This window comes from Streptomyces sp. NPDC059718 (assembly GCF_042733315.1).
In the GTDB taxonomy this organism is placed as follows: domain Bacteria; phylum Actinomycetota; class Actinomycetes; order Streptomycetales; family Streptomycetaceae; genus Actinacidiphila.
The window spans coordinates 88215-103530 of record NZ_JBHWGA010000005.1 but is presented as its reverse complement, the minus strand read 5'-3'; the positions used below and the strand labels follow the sequence as shown (position 1 = coordinate 103530).

The following is a 15316-nucleotide window of genomic DNA, read 5'->3' as shown; positions in this document are numbered from 1 at the left end:
GCGGGGCCTCACCACCGCCTCGCACACCCCCCGCACGGCACCCGGAGCGGGCTCCGCGAGGGGGCCTCCGTCGCTCTCCCGCCTTCCCCGCGAGCCGCCCGCCATGCCGAACGGCGCGGCCCCCGCCAAGTGCGGGGAGCCGCGCCGTTGATGGCCGCACGGGCCGGGCCGTGTGGTGGGGTCAGCGGACGAAGACGCCCGCCTGGCTCGCGAGGTCCAGGAAGTACTGGGGCGCGACACCCAGCACGAGGGTGACCGCCACGCCCACTGCGATGGCCGTGGACGTCAGCGGCGAGGGCACGGCGACCGTGGGGCCGTCGGCCTTGGGCTCGCTGAAGAACATGAGCACGATGACCCGGATGTAGAAGAACGCCGCGATGGCGGACGAGATCACACCCACGATCACCAGCGGCACCGCCCCGCCCTGCGCGGCGGCGCTGAAGACCGCGAACTTCCCGGCGAAGCCGGACGTCAGCGGGATGCCGGCGAAGGCGAGCAGGAAGACCGCGAAGACCGCGGCCACCAGCGGGGAGCGCCGTCCCAGGCCCGCCCAGCGCGACAGGTGCGTGGCCTCCCCGCCGGCGTCGCGCACCAGCGTGACGACGGCGAAGGCGCCCAGCGTCACGAAGGAGTACGCCGCCAGGTAGAAGAGCACCGAGGAGATGCCCTCCGGCGTGGTAGCGATGACACCGGCCAGGATGAAGCCGGCGTGCGCGATCGAGGAGTACGCGAGCAGGCGCTTCACGTCGGTCTGGGTGACCGCGACGATCGCGCCGACCAGCATCGTGAGGATCGCGACGCCCCACAGCACCGGCCGCCAGTCCCAGCGCAGCTCCGGCAGGACCACGTAGAGCAGTCGCAGCAGCGCGCCGAAGGCGGCGACCTTGGTGGCCGCGGCCATGAAGCCGGTGACCGGGGTCGGAGCGCCCTCGTAGACGTCCGGCGTCCACATGTGGAACGGCACGGCGCCCACCTTGAACAGCAGGCCCATGCCGACCAGCGCGGCACCGATCAGCAGCAGCGCGTCGTTGCCCGCGGAGTCGGCCAGCGCCGGGTTGAGCTTGGCGGTGCCGTCCACGACCGACGCGATGCCGGAGTAGGAGACGGTGCCCGCGTAGCCGTACAGCAGGGCGATGCCGAACAGCAGGAAGGCGGAGGAGAAGGCGCCCAGCAGGAAGTACTTGACCGCCGCCTCCTGCGACATCACACGCCGCCGCCGGGCGAGGGCGCAGAGCAGGTAGAGCGGGAGGGAGAAGACCTCCAGGGCCACGAAGAGCGTCAGCAGGTCGTTGGCCGCCGGGAAGATCAGCATGCCGCCGACGGCGAACATCAGCAGCGGGAAGACCTCGGTGGTGGTGAAACCGGCCCGGACGGCGTCCTTCTCCTGGTCGCTGCCCGGCACCGCGGAGCCCTGTGCGGCGAAGGAGTCGACGTGCCGGCCGTGCGCCTTGGGGTCGAGCCGGCGCTCGGCGAAGGTGAACACCCCGACCAGGCCCACCAGCAGGATCGTGCCCTGCAGGAAGAGGGCCGGGCCGTCGACGGCGACCGCGCCCATGGCGGCGATGTGGGCCTTCGTCGTGGCGTAGCCGCCCGCCGCGAGCGCCACGACCGCGGCGAAGGCGGCGGCCATGCCGACGACCGCGAGGCCGACCTGCCCGGTGTAGCGCAGGCGCCGCGGCAGGAACGCCTCGATGAGGATGCCGAGGATGGCCACACCGAAGACGATCAGGACCGGAGCCAGCTGGGCGTACTCGATCTTCGGCGCGTTGATCTTGTCGGCGGCGAGCGGTGCCGCCGTTGTCCACAGGCTGTGGACAGCAACTGTGCTGCTCACTTGGATGCCTCCAGCGCCGGCTTGGGGTCGGTCTTGTGCACGTCGGAGAGCGTCTGCTGCACCGCCGGGTTGACGACGTCGGTCAGCGGCTTCGGATACACGCCGAGCACGATCAGCAGCGCGATCAGCGGCGCCACGACGGCGAGTTCCCGGACCTTCAGGTCGGGCATCCCCTGCACCTCGGCCTTCACCGGGCCGGTCATCGTCCGCTGGTACAGGACGAGGACGTACAGCGCGGCGAGGACGATGCCGGTGGTGGCGACGATCCCGACGGCCGGGTAGCGGCTGAACGTCCCGACGAGGACGAGGAACTCACTGACGAAGGGGGCGAGCCCCGGCAGCGACAGGGTGGCCAGACCGCCGATCAGGAAGGTGCCGGCCAGCACCGGGGCCACCTTCTGCACCCCGCCGTAGGACGCGATGAGACGGGAGCCGCGACGGGAGATCAGGAAGCCCGCGACCAGCATCAGCGCGGCGGTGGAGATGCCGTGGTTGACCATGTACAGCGTCGCCCCGCCCTGGCCCTGGGAGGTCATCGCGAAGATGCCCAGGATGATGAAGCCGAAGTGGGAGATCGACGCGTACGCGACCAGCCGTTTGATGTCGCGCTGGCCGACGGCGACCAGGGCGCCGTAGACGATGCTGATCAGCGCCAGCACCAGGATCACCGGCGTCGCCCACTTGCTGGCCTCGGGGAAGAGCTGGAGGCAGAAGCGGAGCATCGCGAAGGTGCCGACCTTGTCGACGACCGCGGTGATGAGCACCGCGACCGGCGCCGTGGCCTCGCCCATGGCGTTGGGCAGCCAGGTGTGCAGCGGGAACAGCGGGGCCTTGACCGCGAACGCGAAGAAGAAGCCGAGGAACAGGGCGCGTTCCGCGGTGGTGGACATGTCGAGCTTGCCGGCCGCCCGGGCCTGCAGGATCTCCTGGAGGGAGAAGGTGCCCTGGCCGAGCTGGTCGGCGGTGACGGCGTAGAGCCCGATGACCGCGGCCAGCATGATGAGCCCGCCGGCCAGGTTGTAGAGCAGGAACTTCACCGCCGCGTAGGAGCGCTGACGGGCCGCCTCCTCCTCGCCGTGCTCGTGGGCACGGTCCCCGAAGCCGCCGATGAGGAAGTACATCGGGATGAGCATGGCCTCGAAGAAGATGTAGAAGAGGAAGACGTCCGTGGCCTCGAAGGAGATGATCACCATCGCCTCGACCAGCAGGATCAACGCGAAGAAGCCCTGGGTGGGCCGCCAGCGGCGGTTGGGGTTCTTCTCCTCCAGAGGGTCGGCGTCGTGCCAGCCCGCGGCGATGACGAACGGGACGAGCAGCGCGGTCAGCCCGATGAGCGCGACGGCGATGCCGTCCACGCCGAGTTCGTAGCGGACCCCGAAGTCGGCGATCCACGCGTGGGACTCGCTGAGCTGGTACCGGGCCCCGCCCGGGTCGAAGCGGACGAACACGATCGCGGCCAGCACGAGCGTCGCCAGTGAGACGGCCAGCGCCAGCCACTTGGCGGCCTCGCGCCGCGCCGCCGGCACGGCGGCGGTGGCGATCGCGCCGAGCGCCGGCAGGCCGGCGGTCAGGGTGAGCAGGGGGAAGGACATCAGGCAACACCCCTCATCAGCAGCGTCGCGGCGACCAGCACCGCGGTGCCCGCCAGCATCGACACGGCGTAGCTGCGCACATAACCGTTCTGGAGGCGGCGCATCCGGCCGGAGAGGCCGCCGACGGCGGCCGCGGTGCCGTTGACGACGCCGTCCACACCCTTGTGGTCCACGTAGACCAGACCGCGGGTGAGGTACTCGCCGGGCAGCACCAGGGCGACGTGGTTGAAGTCGTCCTGGAGCAGGTCGCGCCGGGCGGCGCGGGTGAGCCAGCTGCCGCGCGGGGCGACGGACGGCACCGGGCGGCGTCCGTACACGGCCCAGGCCAGGGCGACGCCGAGCACCATCACCACCATCGTGGCGCCGGTGACGGCGGCCGCGCCGATCGGCGGGTGGCCCTCCTCGTGACCGGTGACCGGCTCCAGCCACTTCACGAAGGCCTCGTTCCAGCTGAACAGGAAGCCCGCGAAGACCGAGCCGAAGGCCAGGACGACCATGGGGATCGTCATCGACTTCGGCGACTCGTGCGGGTGCGGCTCGTGGCCGTCCGCGTCGGGCTGCCAGCGCTTCTCGCCGAAGAAGGTCATCAGCATCACGCGGGTCATGTAGAACGCGGTGATCGCCGCGCCCAGCAGGGCCGCGCCGCCGAGGATCCAGCCCTCGGTGCCGCCCTTGGCGAAGGCGGCCTCGATGATCTTGTCCTTGGAGAAGAAGCCGGACAGTCCGGGGAAGCCGATGATCGCCAGGTAGCCGAGGCCGAAGGTGACGAAGGTGACCGGCATGTACTTCCGCAGGGCCCCGTACTTGCGCATGTCCACCTCGTCGTTCATGCCGTGCATGACCGATCCGGCGCCGAGGAAGAGCCCGGCCTTGAAGAAGCCGTGGGTGACCAGGTGCATGATCGCGAAGACGTAGCCGATCGGGCCGAGGCCCGCGGCCATCACCATGTAGCCGATCTGCGACATCGTCGAGCCGGCCAGCGCCTTCTTGATGTCGTCCTTGGCGCAACCGACGATCGCACCGAAGAGCAGCGTGACCGCGCCGACCGTCACCACGGCCACCTGCGCGGTGGGCGCGGCGTTGAAGATCACGCCGGAGCGGGTGATCAGGTAGACGCCGGCGGTCACCATCGTCGCCGCGTGGATCAGGGCCGAGACCGGGGTCGGGCCCTCCATCGCGTCGCCGAGCCAGGACTGCAGCGGGACCTGGGCCGACTTGCCGCAGGCGGCGAGCAGCAGCATCAGGCCGATGCCGGTCAGGACGCCCTCGCCCGCCTTGTCCACCTGGCCGAAGAGCGGCTCGAAGGTGAAGGTGCCGAAGGTGGTGAACAGCAGCATGATCGCGATCGACAGGCCGACGTCACCGACGCGGTTGACGATGAAGGCCTTCTTGGCCGCGGTCGCCGCGCTGGGCTTGTGCTGCCAGAAGCCGATCAGCAGGTACGAGGCCAGGCCCACGCCCTCCCAGCCGACGTACAGCAGCAGGTAGTTGTCGGCGAGGACCAGCAGGAGCATCGCCGCGAGGAAGAGGTTGAGGTAGCCGAAGAAGCGGCGGCGCCGCTCGTCGTGCTCCATGTAGCCGATCGAGTAGATGTGGATGAGCGTGCCCACACCGGTGATCAGCAGGGCGAAGGTCATCGACAGCTGGTCGAGCTGGAAGGCCACGTCCGCGTGGAAGCCGCCGACGGAGATCCAGGTGAAGGCGGTCGAGTGCAGCGCGCGGTCCTCGCCGCCGCGGCCCAGCATGTCGAAGAAGAGCACCGCCGCGCCGACGAAGGACGCCCCCGCGAGCGTGGTGCCGATCCAGTGGCCCGTGCGGTCCAGCCTCCGTCCGCCGGTGAGCAGCACGCCGGCGCCCAGCAGCGGCAGGAGGACGAGCCATCCGATCAAGTAGTCCACTTTCGCTACCCCTTAGAGCTTCATCAGGCTGGCGTCGTCGACCGAGGCCGAGTGGCGGGAGCGGAAGATCGTCACGATGATCGCCAGGCCCACGACCACCTCGGCGGCGGCGACGACCATCGTGAAGAAGGCGATGATCTGGCCGTCGAGGTTGCCGTGCATGCGGGAGAAGGTGACGAACGCCAGGTTGGCGGCGTTCAGCATCAGCTCGACGCACATGAAGACGACGATCGCGTTGCGCCGGATCAGCACCCCGGCCGCGCCGATGGTGAACAGCAGCGCCGACAGGTACAGGTAGTTGACCGGATTCACTTCGACGCCTCCTCGGAGCGCTGTTCCAGCTCGGCGACCTTGGCGACCGCCTCCGCGGACACGTCCCGGTACTGGCCGCGGCCGCGCAGCGTCGGGCTGACGCTGAGCTCCGAGACCGTGCCGTCCGGCAGCAGGCCGGGGACGTCGACCGCGTTGTTGCGGGCGTAGACGCCGGGCGCGGGGAGCGGGGTGATCTGCTTGCCCTCGCGCACGCGCCGCTCGGCGAGTTCGCGCTGGGTGGCGCGGGCCTCGGTGCGCTCGCGGTGGGTGAGGACCATCGCGCCGATCGCGGCGGTGATGAGCAGCGCGCCGGTGATCTCGAAGGCCCACACGTACTTGGTGAAGATCAGTGAGGCGAGTCCCTCGACGTTGCCGCCGGCGTTGGCCTGGCCGAGCCCCTGGAAGTTCTTGATCGAGGCGTTGGCGATGCCGGCGATCAGCAGCACGCCGAAGCCGATGCCGGCTCCGGCGGCCAGCCAGCGCTGCCCCTTCAGCGTCTCCTTGAGCGAGTCGGCGGCGGTGATGCCGACCAGCATGACGACGAAGAGGAAGAGCATCATGATCGCGCCGGTGTAGACGACGATCTGGACGACGCCGAGGAAGTACGCGCCCTGGGCCAGGTAGAAGACCGCCAGGACGATCATCGTCCCGGCGAGCGACAGTGCGCTGTGCACGGCCTTCTTCATCAGCACGGTCGAGAGCGCGCCGAGCACCGCGACGGTGCCGAGCACCCAGAACTGGACCGCCTCGCCGGTGGAGGTGGTGTACGCGGCCAGCGTGGTCACGCCGTTCATGCCTCGCCTCCCGTCCCGGCCGGAGCGGCGCCGCCCGTCGCGGGGACCTCGGTGCCCGCCGTGCCGTCGCCGACCCGCTCGCCCTCCACCGTCTCGTCCGGCTTCTCGCCCTTGGAGACCGCGACCTGGCGCTCGGTCCCGGGGGCCGCGTGCGTCACCGCGCCGCGGTAGTAGTCGCCCTCGTCCATGCCGGGGAAGATCGCGTGGGGGCTGTCGACCATGCCCTCCTCCAGGCCCGCGAGCAGCTGCTCCTTGGTGAAGATCAGCGACTCGCGGCTGCTGTCGGCGAGCTCGTACTCGTTGGTCATGGTCAGCGCGCGCGTCGGGCAGGCCTCGATGCACAGCCCGCACAGGATGCAGCGGGCGTAGTTGATCTGGTAGACGCGGCCGTAGCGCTCGCCCGGCGAGTAGCGCTCCTCGTCGGTGTTGTCGGCGCCCTCGACGTAGATCGCGTCCGCCGGGCAGGCCCAGGCGCACAGCTCGCAGCCCACGCACTTCTCCAGCCCGTCCGGGTGACGGTTGAGCTGGTGGCGGCCGTGGAACCGCGGCGCGGTCGGCTTCTTCTCCTCGGGGTACTGCTCGGTCAGGCGCTTCTTGAACATGGCCTTGAAGGTCACGCCGAAGCCCGCGACCGGGCCCAGGAACTCAGGCATCGTCGGCCTCCTTGCCTACGAGTTGACGCTCCGCGCGGGACGGCCGCCGCGGGACGGGCGGCAGCTCCTGGCCGGGCAGCGGCGGCACGGGGTACCCGCCCGCCATGGGATCGAACGGCTCCTGCGGCCCGGCCTGTTCGGCCGCCTCCTTCGCCTTCTCGCCGCGGTCGCGGAAGACGTCGAAGACCAGCGAGACCAGGAGCAGGAGGACGATTCCTCCGCCGACGTAGAGCACGATCGACTGGAAGTCGTAGTTCTCGTTGCGCAGCGCCCGGACGGTGGCGACCAGCATCAGCCACACCATCGAGACCGGGATCAGGACCTTCCAGCCCAGCTTCATCAGCTGGTCGTAGCGGACGCGGGGCAGCGTGCCGCGCAGCCAGATGAAGAAGAAGAGCAGCAACTGCACCTTCACCACGAACCACAGCAGCGGCCACCAGCCGTGGTTGGCGCCCTCCCAGAAGGTGCTGATGGGCCACGGGGCCCGCCAGCCGCCCAGGAAGAGGGTGGTCGCCACCGCGGAGACGGTCACCATGTTCACGTACTCGGCAAGCATGAAGAGCGCGAACTTGATCGACGAGTACTCGGTGTTGAAGCCGCCGACCAGGTCGCCCTCGGACTCGGGCATGTCGAAGGGGGCGCGGTTGGTCTCGCCGACCATCGTGCCGATGTAGATGATGAAGGAGACCGGCAGCAGCAGGACGTACCAGCGGTCCTCCTGCTGGGCGACGATCTGCGAGGTCGACATCGAGCCGGAGTAGAGGAAGACCGACGCGAAGGCGACGCCCATCGCGATCTCGTACGAGATCATCTGCGCGCAGGAGCGCAAGCCCCCGAGCAGCGGGTACGTCGAGCCGGACGACCAGCCGGCCAGCACGATGCCGTAGATGCCGACGGAGGCGGTGGCCAGGATGTAGAGGACGCCGATCGGCAGGTCGGTGAGCTGCATCGGCGTACGGTGACCGAAGATCGAGATCTCGTTGCCCGCCGGGCCGAAGGGGATCACCGCGACCGCCATGAAGGCCGGGATGGCCGCCACGATCGGGGCCAGCACGTAGACGACCTTGTCGGCCTTCTTGACGATGAGGTCTTCCTTGAGCATCAGCTTGATGCCGTCGGCGAGCGACTGGAGCATGCCCCAGGGGCCGTGCCGGTTGGGGCCGATGCGCAGCTGCATCCACGCGACGACCTTGCGCTCCCACACGATGGAGAAGAGCACGGTCACCATCAGGAACGCGAAGCAGAAGACCGCCTTGATGGCGATCAGCCACCACGGGTCCCGCCCGAACATGGACAGGTCCTCGGCGGCGAGGGTCGTCAGTCCCGTCACGGGGTCACCTCCGGTGCGGCAGCGGCGTCCACGGCGGCCGGGGCGATCCGGACGACCTGGCCCGGCAGGGCGCCGGTGTCCGAGGCGACACCCCCGCCGGCCGAGTTGAGGGGCACCCACACGACCCGGTCGGCCATCGCCGTCACCTGCAGCGGCAGCCGGACCGAGCCCAGCGGGCCGGTCACCTCCATCAGCTCGCCCTCGGCGACGCCGATCTCCTGAGCGGTCGTCGCCGACAGGCGCGCGACCGCCGGGTGGCGGGTGCCGGCGAGGGCGTCGTCACCCTGTTGCAGCAGGCCCCGGTCGAGCAGCAGCCGGTGGCCCGCGAGGACCGCCTCGCCGCTGCCGGGCTTCGGCAGCTGGTGGCCGGTCTCCTGCGGAGCCTCGGCGCGCGGGCCCTCGTACGGGGCGAGCCGGGACAGCTCGGCGCGGGCCGAGCGGACGTCGGCGAGGCCCAGGGAGACGTCCATCGCGTCGGCCAGCATGGTCAGCACCCGGGCGTCCGGGTACTGGTGCCGCTGGACCTGCTGGGCCGGCTTGATCGCGGCCTCGAAGAGCCGTACCCGGCCTTCCCAGTTGAGGAAGGTGCCGGCCTTCTCGGCGACCGCGGCGACCGGCAGGACGACGTCGGCGCGGTCGGTGACCTCGCCGGGTCGCTGCTCCAGGCTGACCACGAAGCCCGCCGCGTCCAGGGCCGCGCGGGCCCGGGCCGGGTCGGGCAGGTCGGCCGGCTCGACGCCGCCGACCAGCAGCGCACCGAGCTCGCCGCTCGCCGCCGCCTCCAGGATCCGGCCGGTGTCGCGGCCGTGGCGGGACGGGAGCGTGGTCACGCCCCAGACCTCGGCGACCTCGTCGCGGGCCCGCGGGTCGGTGACCGGGCGGCCGCCGGGCAGCAGCCCGGGCAGGGCGCCCGCCTCGACGGCACCGCGCTCACCCGCGCGGCGCGGGATCCACGCCAGCCGGGCGCCGGACGCCTGGGCGAACCGCACGACCGCGGTCAGCGCGCCGGGGACGGCCGCCAGCCGCTCGCCGACCAGGACGACCGCGCCCTCGGCGCGCAGCGCCTCGTGGGCGGTCAGGCCGTTGCCGTCCAGGCCGACGCCGCTGGCCAGGGCGTCCAGCCACTCGGTCTCGGTGCCGGGCGCGGCGGGCAGCAGGGTGCCGCCCGCCTTCTCCAGACCGCGCGTGGCGAACGGCGCCAGCGCGAAGGTGCGCTGCTTGTGCCCCCGCCAGGCCTTGCGCAGCCGCAGGAAGACGCCGGGCGCCTCCTCCTCGGCCTCCAGTCCGGCCAGCAGGACGGCGGGGGCCTTCTCCAGCAGGGTGTAGGTGACGCCGTCGCCGGACAGGTCCCGGCCGCGGCCCGCCACGACGGCCGCCAGGAAGTCGGCCTCCTCCGCGGAGTGGGCGCGGGCCCGGAAGTCGACGTCGTTGGTGTCGAGGGCGACACGGGCGAACTTGGCGTAGGCGTACGCGTCCTCGACGGTGAGCCGGCCACCGGTCAGCACACCGGTGCGGCCGCGGGCCGCCGCGAGTCCGCGGGCCGCGGCCTCCAGCGCCTCGGGCCAGCTCGCGGGCTCCAGTTCACCGCTGTCGGCGTTGCGGACCAGCGGGGTGGTGAGCCGCTCAGGGCGCTGCGCGTAGCGGAACGCGAAGCGGCCCTTGTCGCAGATCCACTCCTCGTTGACCTCGGGGTCGTCCTGCGCGAGCCGGCGCATGACCTTGCCGCGCCGGTGGTCGGTGCGCGTGGCGCAGCCGCCCGCGCAGTGCTCGCACACGCTCGGCGAGGAGACCAGGTCGAAGGGCCGGGACCGGAAGCGGTAGGCCGCCGAGGTCAGGGCGCCGACCGGGCAGATCTGGATGGTGTTGCCGGAGAAGTACGACTGGAAGGGGTCGCCCTCACCGATGCCGACCTGCTGCAGCGCGCCGCGCTCCACCAGCTCGATCATCGGGTCTCCGGCGATCTGCTGCGAGAAGCGGGTGCAGCGCGCGCACAGCACGCAGCGCTCGCGGTCCAGCAGCACCTGGGTGGAGATCGGGACCGGCTTCTCGTAGGTCCGCTTGCGGCCCTCGAAGCGGGTGTCGGCCTGCCCGGCGGACATCGCCTGGTTCTGCAGCGGGCACTCGCCGCCCTTGTCGCAGACGGGGCAGTCCAGCGGGTGGTTGATGAGCAGCAGCTCCATCACCCCGCGCTGGGCCTTGTCCGCGACGTCGGAGGTGAGCTGGGTCCTGACGACCATCCCGTCGGTGCAGGTGATGGTGCAGGACGCCATCGGCTTGCGCTGGCCCTCGACCTCGACGATGCACTGGCGGCAGGCGCCCGCGGGGTCGAGGAGGGGGTGGTCGCAGAAGCGCGGGATCTCGATGCCGATCAGTTCGGCGGCACGGATCACCAGGGTGCCCTTCGGCACGGAGATCTCGACACCGTCGATGCTGACGGACACCAGGTCCTCGGGCGGCACCGCCGCCTCACCGGAGGCGGCGTTGGTCGTGACGGTCACGCGTTCACCTCCAGGTGAGACTTGTCGGCCCAGACCGTGGACTTGGACGGGTCGAAGGGGCAGCCGCGGCCCTCCAGGTGCTCCACGTACTCGTCGCGGAAGTACTGAAGGGAGGAGAAGATCGGGCTGGCCGCTCCGTCGCCGAGGGCGCAGAAGGACTTGCCGTTGATGTTGTCGGCGATGTCGGCGAGCTTGTCGAGGTCCGCCAGGGTCCCCTTGCCGGCCTCGATGTCGCGCAGCAACTGGACGAGCCAGTAGGTGCCCTCGCGGCAGGGGGTGCACTTGCCGCAGGACTCGTGGGCGTAGAACTCGGTCCAGCGCGTGACGGCCCGCACCACGCAGGTCGTCTCGTCGAAGCACTGCAGCGCCTTGGTGCCGAGCATGGAGCCGGCGGCGCCGACGCCCTCGTAGTCCAGCGGGACGTCGAGGTGCTCGTCGGTGAACATCGGCGTCGAGGAGCCGCCCGGGGTCCAGAACTTCAGCTTGTGGCCGGGACGCATCCCGCCGCTCAGGCTGAGCAGCTGGCGCAGTGTGACGCCGAGGGGGGCCTCGTACTGGCCGGGGTTGGCGACGTGGCCGCTGAGCGAGTACAGCGTGAAGCCCGGGGACTTCTCGCTGCCCATCGAGCGGAACCAGTCCTTGCCCTTGAGCAGGATCGACGGCACCGAGGCGATGGACTCGACGTTGTTGACCACCGTCGGGCAGGCGTACAGGCCCTCGACCGCCGGGAAGGGCGGACGCAGCCGGGGCTGGCCGCGGCGTCCCTCCAGGGAGTCCAGCAGCGCGGTCTCCTCACCGCAGATGTACGCGCCGGCACCGGCGTGCACGGTCAGCTCCAGGTCGAAGCCGCTGCCGAGGATGTCCTTGCCGAGGAGTCCGGCCTCGTACGCCTCGGCCACCGCGTGGTGCAGCCGCCGCAGCACGGGGACGACCTCGCCGCGCAGGTAGATGAAGGCGTGGTTCGAGCGGATCGCGTGGCAGGCGATCACCATGCCCTCGATGAGCGAGTGCGGGTTGGCGAAGAGCAGCGGGATGTCCTTGCAGGTGCCGGGCTCCGACTCGTCCGCGTTGACGACGAGGTAGTGCGGCTTGCCGTCGCCCTGCGGGATGAACTGCCACTTCATCCCGGTGGGGAAGCCCGCGCCGCCACGGCCGCGCAGACCGGACTCCTTGACGAGGGCGATCACGTCGTCCGGGGGCAGGGCCAGCGCCTTGCGCAGGCCCTCGTAGCCCTCGTGGCGGCGGTACGTGTTGAGGGTCCAGGACTGCGGATCGTCCCAGAAGGCCGAGAGAACGGGTGACAGCACCTTCTCCGCCGAGTCGACCATGGTCACCGGTCCTCCTCACCTTCGGTCGGACGCTCCTGCGTGACCGGTCCCGCCGGGTGCTCCGGGTCGGAGACCGCGGAGTCCAACGGAGCGTCGTGGGAGCTGGGGTGGGCCGGGGGCGTCTCGTCCTGCGGCGGGGCGGAGGTCTGCCGGGGCACGCCGGCCCCGGTGCCCGGCAGCGATTCGCCGCGGGCGAGCCGCAGGCCCGCCAGCGAGGCGGGGCCGGCGCCGCCGCTCGCCTCGACGGCGCCGGGGCGCTCGTCGGGGAACCCGGCGAGGATCCGGGACGTCTCCTTGTACGTGCACAGCGGAGCGCCGCGGGTGGGTTCGACGGTGCGGCCGGCGCGGAGGTCGTCGACGAGCCGCCTGGCCGACGCGGGGTCCTGGTTGTCGAAGAACTCCCAGTTGACCATCACCACGGGGGCGAAGTCGCACGCCGCGTTGCACTCGATGTGCTCCAGCGTGATCTTGCCGTCGTCGGTGGTCTCGCCGTTCCCGACGCCGAGGTGCTGCTTGAGCTCGTCGAAGATCGCGTCGCCGCCCATGACCGCGCACAGGGTGTTGGTGCAGACCCCGACCTGGTACTCGCCGGAGGGCCCCCGCCGGTACATCGAGTAGAAGGTGGCCACCGCGGTGACCTCGGCCGTGGTCAGCCCCAGCTGCTCGGCGCAGAAGCGCACCCCGGTGCGGGAGACGTAGCCCTCCTCCGCCTGCACCAGGTGCAGCAGCGGCAGCAGGGCGCTGCGGCTGCCGGGGTAGCGCGCGATGATCTTCGCCGCGTCCGCGTCCAGTTGTTGCCGTACGTCGGCCGGGTAGTCCGGCGCGGGCATCGCGGGGATGCCGAGTGATACCTCAGTCACCGGTCGACGCCTCCCATCACGGGGTCGATGGACGCCACCGCGACGATGACGTCGGCGACCTGGCCGCCCTCGCACATCGCCGCCATGGTCTGCAGGTTGGTGAAGGACGGGTCGCGGAAGTGGACGCGGAAGGGGCGGGTGCCCCCGTCGCTGACCACGTGGACGCCGAGTTCGCCCTTGGACGACTCGACGGCGACGTACGCCTGGCCGGCGGGGACCCGGAAGCCCTCGGTCACCAGCTTGAAGTGGTGGATCAGGGCCTCCATGGAGGTGCCCATGATCTTCTTGATGTGGTCGAGCGAGTTGCCGAGCCCGTCCGGGCCGAGCGCGAGCTGCGCGGGCCAGGCGATCTTCTTGTCGGCGACCATGACCGGGCCGGGCTCCAGCCGGTCCAGGCACTGCTCGACGATGTCCAGCGACTGCCGCATCTCCTCCAGGCGGAGCAGGAACCGCCCGTAGGAGTCGCAGGTGTCGACGGTCGGGACCTCGAACTCGTAGGTCTCGTAACCGCAGTACGGCTGGGACTTGCGCAGGTCGTGCGGCAGGCCCGTGGAGCGCAGGATCGGGCCGGTGGCGCCGAGCGCCATGCAGCCGGCCAGGTCCAGGTAACCCACGTCCTGCATGCGGGCCTTGAAGATCGGGTTGCCGGTGGCGAGCTTGTCGTACTCGGGGAGGTTCTTGCGGAACTTCTTCACGACCTCGCGGACCTGGTCCACGGCGCCGGGCGGCAGGTCCTGGGCGAGGCCGCCGGGGCGGATGAACGCGTGGTTCATCCGCAGGCCGGTGATCAGCTCGAAGACGTCCAGGATCATCTCGCGGTCGCGGAACCCGTAGATCATGATCGTGGTGGCGCCGAGCTCCATGCCGCCGGTGGCGATGGCCACCAGGTGCGAGGAGATGCGGTTGAGCTCCATCAGCATCACGCGGATGACCGAGGCGCGGTCCGGGACCGCGTCGGTGATGCCGAGCAGCTTCTCCACCGCCAGGCAGTACGCCGTCTCGTTGAAGAACGGCGTGAGGTAGTCCATGCGCGTCACGAACGTGGACCCCTGGGTCCAGGTCCGGAACTCCATGTTCTTCTCGATGCCGGTGTGGAGGTAGCCGATGCCGCAGCGGGCCTCGGTGACCGTCTCGCCGTCGATCTCGAGGATCAGCCGGAGCACGCCGTGGGTCGACGGGTGCTGCGGTCCCATGTTGACGACGATGCGCTCGTCGTCGGCCTTGCCGACGGTCTCGGACAGCTCGTCCCAGTCGCCGCCGGTGACCGTGAAGACCCGGCCCTCGGTGGTCTCCCGCTCCGATGCCTGCCGGGGTGCGTGGTGAGTGCTCACGAGTACGACCTCCGCTGGTCCGGAGCAGGGATCTGGGCGCCCTTGTACTCGACGGGGATGCCGCCGAGGGGGTAGTCCTTGCGCTGCGGGTGGCCCTGCCAGTCGTCCGGCATCATGATCCGCATCAATGCGGGATGGCCGTCGAAGACGATCCCGAAGAAGTCGTAGGTCTCGCGCTCGTGCCAGTCGTTGGTCGGGTAGACCTCGACGAGCGACGGGAGGTGCCGGTCCTCGTCGGAGACGCTCACCTCCACCCGGATCAGCCGGTTGTGGGTGATCGAGCGCAGGTGGTACACGGCGTGCAGCTCGCGGCCCTTGTCCTCGGGGAAGTGGACGCCGCTCACGCCCGTACAGAGCTCGAAGCGCAGCGCGGGGTCGTCGCGCAGGGTCCTGGCCACCAGCGGGAGGTGCTCGCGCGCGACGTGGAAGGTGATCTCGTCGCGGTCCACGACGACCTTCTCGATCGCGTTGTCCGGGACGAGGCCCTGCTCCTCGAGGGCACCCTCGAGTTCGTCGGCGACGTCGTCGAACCAGCCGCCGTACGGCCTGCTCGCCGCCCCGGGCAGCCGCACGGTGCGCACCAGGCCGCCGTACCCGGAGGTGTCGCCGCCGTTGCGGGCACCGAACATGCCGCGCTGGACGCGGATCGCCTCCCCGTGGTCGCCGCGCTGGCCGGGCAGCCCGGCCGCGTTGACGTCCTTGTCCGGGTTCGGGGTGTCCGGGGAATCCGTCATCGGAGGAGCCCCTTCATCTCAATCGTCGGCAGCGCCTTCAGCGCCGCTTCCTCCGCCTCGCGCGCGGCCTCTTCGCGGTTCACGCCGAGCTTGCTGTGCTGGATCTTCTGGTGGAGCTTGAGAATCGCGTCCATCAGCATTTCGGGACGGGG

The 15316-nt window shown here is 70.7% G+C and carries 12 protein-coding genes and 1 pseudogene; all 13 read right to left on the bottom strand.

All coding sequences use genetic code 11. The annotated features are described in order from the left end of the window. Window positions 1–181 precede the first annotated feature (181 nt). Window positions 182–1834: an NADH-quinone oxidoreductase subunit NuoN gene (gene nuoN / locus ACFV3E_RS08305; protein WP_500534030.1), complete on the bottom strand. Its 1653-nt coding sequence runs from the start codon at window positions 1832–1834 to the stop codon at window positions 182–184. Next, window positions 1831–3426 carry an NADH-quinone oxidoreductase subunit M gene (locus ACFV3E_RS08300; protein WP_500534029.1) on the bottom strand — a complete coding sequence of 532 codons (1596 nt, stop codon included), beginning with the start codon at window positions 3424–3426 and terminating at the stop codon, window positions 1831–1833. Before ACFV3E_RS08300 ends, nuoN begins: the two co-directional genes overlap by 4 nt. Next, entirely contained in the window at window positions 3426–5324 is a 1899-nt protein-coding gene (gene nuoL, locus ACFV3E_RS08295; RefSeq protein ID WP_500329510.1) for an NADH-quinone oxidoreductase subunit L, read from the bottom strand. Before nuoL ends, ACFV3E_RS08300 begins: the two co-directional genes overlap by 1 nt. Window positions 5325–5336: 12 nt before the next feature. Continuing rightward, window positions 5337–5636, bottom strand: a complete 300-nt coding sequence (gene nuoK / locus ACFV3E_RS08290; protein WP_499513341.1) for an NADH-quinone/ubiquinone oxidoreductase subunit 4L family protein — start codon at window positions 5634–5636, stop codon at window positions 5337–5339. Next, window positions 5633–6430, bottom strand: a complete 798-nt coding sequence (locus tag ACFV3E_RS08285; protein ID WP_500534028.1) for an NADH-quinone oxidoreductase subunit J — start codon at window positions 6428–6430, stop codon at window positions 5633–5635. Before ACFV3E_RS08285 ends, nuoK begins: the two co-directional genes overlap by 4 nt. Beyond that, window positions 6427–7083, bottom strand: coding sequence for an NADH-quinone oxidoreductase subunit NuoI (nuoI, locus tag ACFV3E_RS08280; RefSeq protein WP_500534027.1), 657 nt, complete (start codon window positions 7081–7083; stop codon window positions 6427–6429). The genes ACFV3E_RS08285 and nuoI overlap by 4 nt, the downstream gene beginning before the upstream one ends. Then, on the bottom strand, window positions 7076–8374 hold the full coding sequence (gene nuoH / locus ACFV3E_RS08275) for an NADH-quinone oxidoreductase subunit NuoH (protein WP_499516911.1): 1299 nt from the start codon (window positions 8372–8374) through the stop codon (window positions 7076–7078). Before nuoH ends, nuoI begins: the two co-directional genes overlap by 8 nt. A gap of 35 nt (window positions 8375–8409) precedes the next feature. Continuing rightward, entirely contained in the window at window positions 8410–10911 is a 2502-nt protein-coding gene (locus tag ACFV3E_RS08270) for an NADH-quinone oxidoreductase subunit G (RefSeq protein WP_500534026.1), read from the bottom strand. After that, window positions 10908–12239, bottom strand: coding sequence for an NADH-quinone oxidoreductase subunit NuoF (nuoF, locus tag ACFV3E_RS08265; RefSeq protein WP_500534118.1), 1332 nt, complete (start codon window positions 12237–12239; stop codon window positions 10908–10910). The genes ACFV3E_RS08270 and nuoF overlap by 4 nt, the downstream gene beginning before the upstream one ends. Before the next feature lie 2 nt (window positions 12240–12241). After that, window positions 12242–13069: an NADH-quinone oxidoreductase subunit NuoE gene (nuoE, locus tag ACFV3E_RS08260; RefSeq protein ID WP_500534117.1), complete on the bottom strand. Its 828-nt coding sequence runs from the start codon at window positions 13067–13069 to the stop codon at window positions 12242–12244. A gap of 26 nt (window positions 13070–13095) precedes the next feature. Continuing rightward, window positions 13096–14430 carry an NADH-quinone oxidoreductase subunit D gene (locus tag ACFV3E_RS08255; protein ID WP_500367309.1) on the bottom strand — a complete coding sequence of 445 codons (1335 nt, stop codon included), beginning with the start codon at window positions 14428–14430 and terminating at the stop codon, window positions 13096–13098. Continuing rightward, window positions 14427–15164, bottom strand: a complete 738-nt coding sequence (locus ACFV3E_RS08250; protein ID WP_500534025.1) for an NADH-quinone oxidoreductase subunit C — start codon at window positions 15162–15164, stop codon at window positions 14427–14429. Before ACFV3E_RS08250 ends, ACFV3E_RS08255 begins: the two co-directional genes overlap by 4 nt. Beyond that, window positions 15161–15316 (bottom strand): annotated as a pseudogene (locus ACFV3E_RS08245) (NADH-quinone oxidoreductase subunit B); the annotation flags it as partial. The pseudogene ACFV3E_RS08245 and the gene ACFV3E_RS08250, both read right to left, overlap by 4 nt.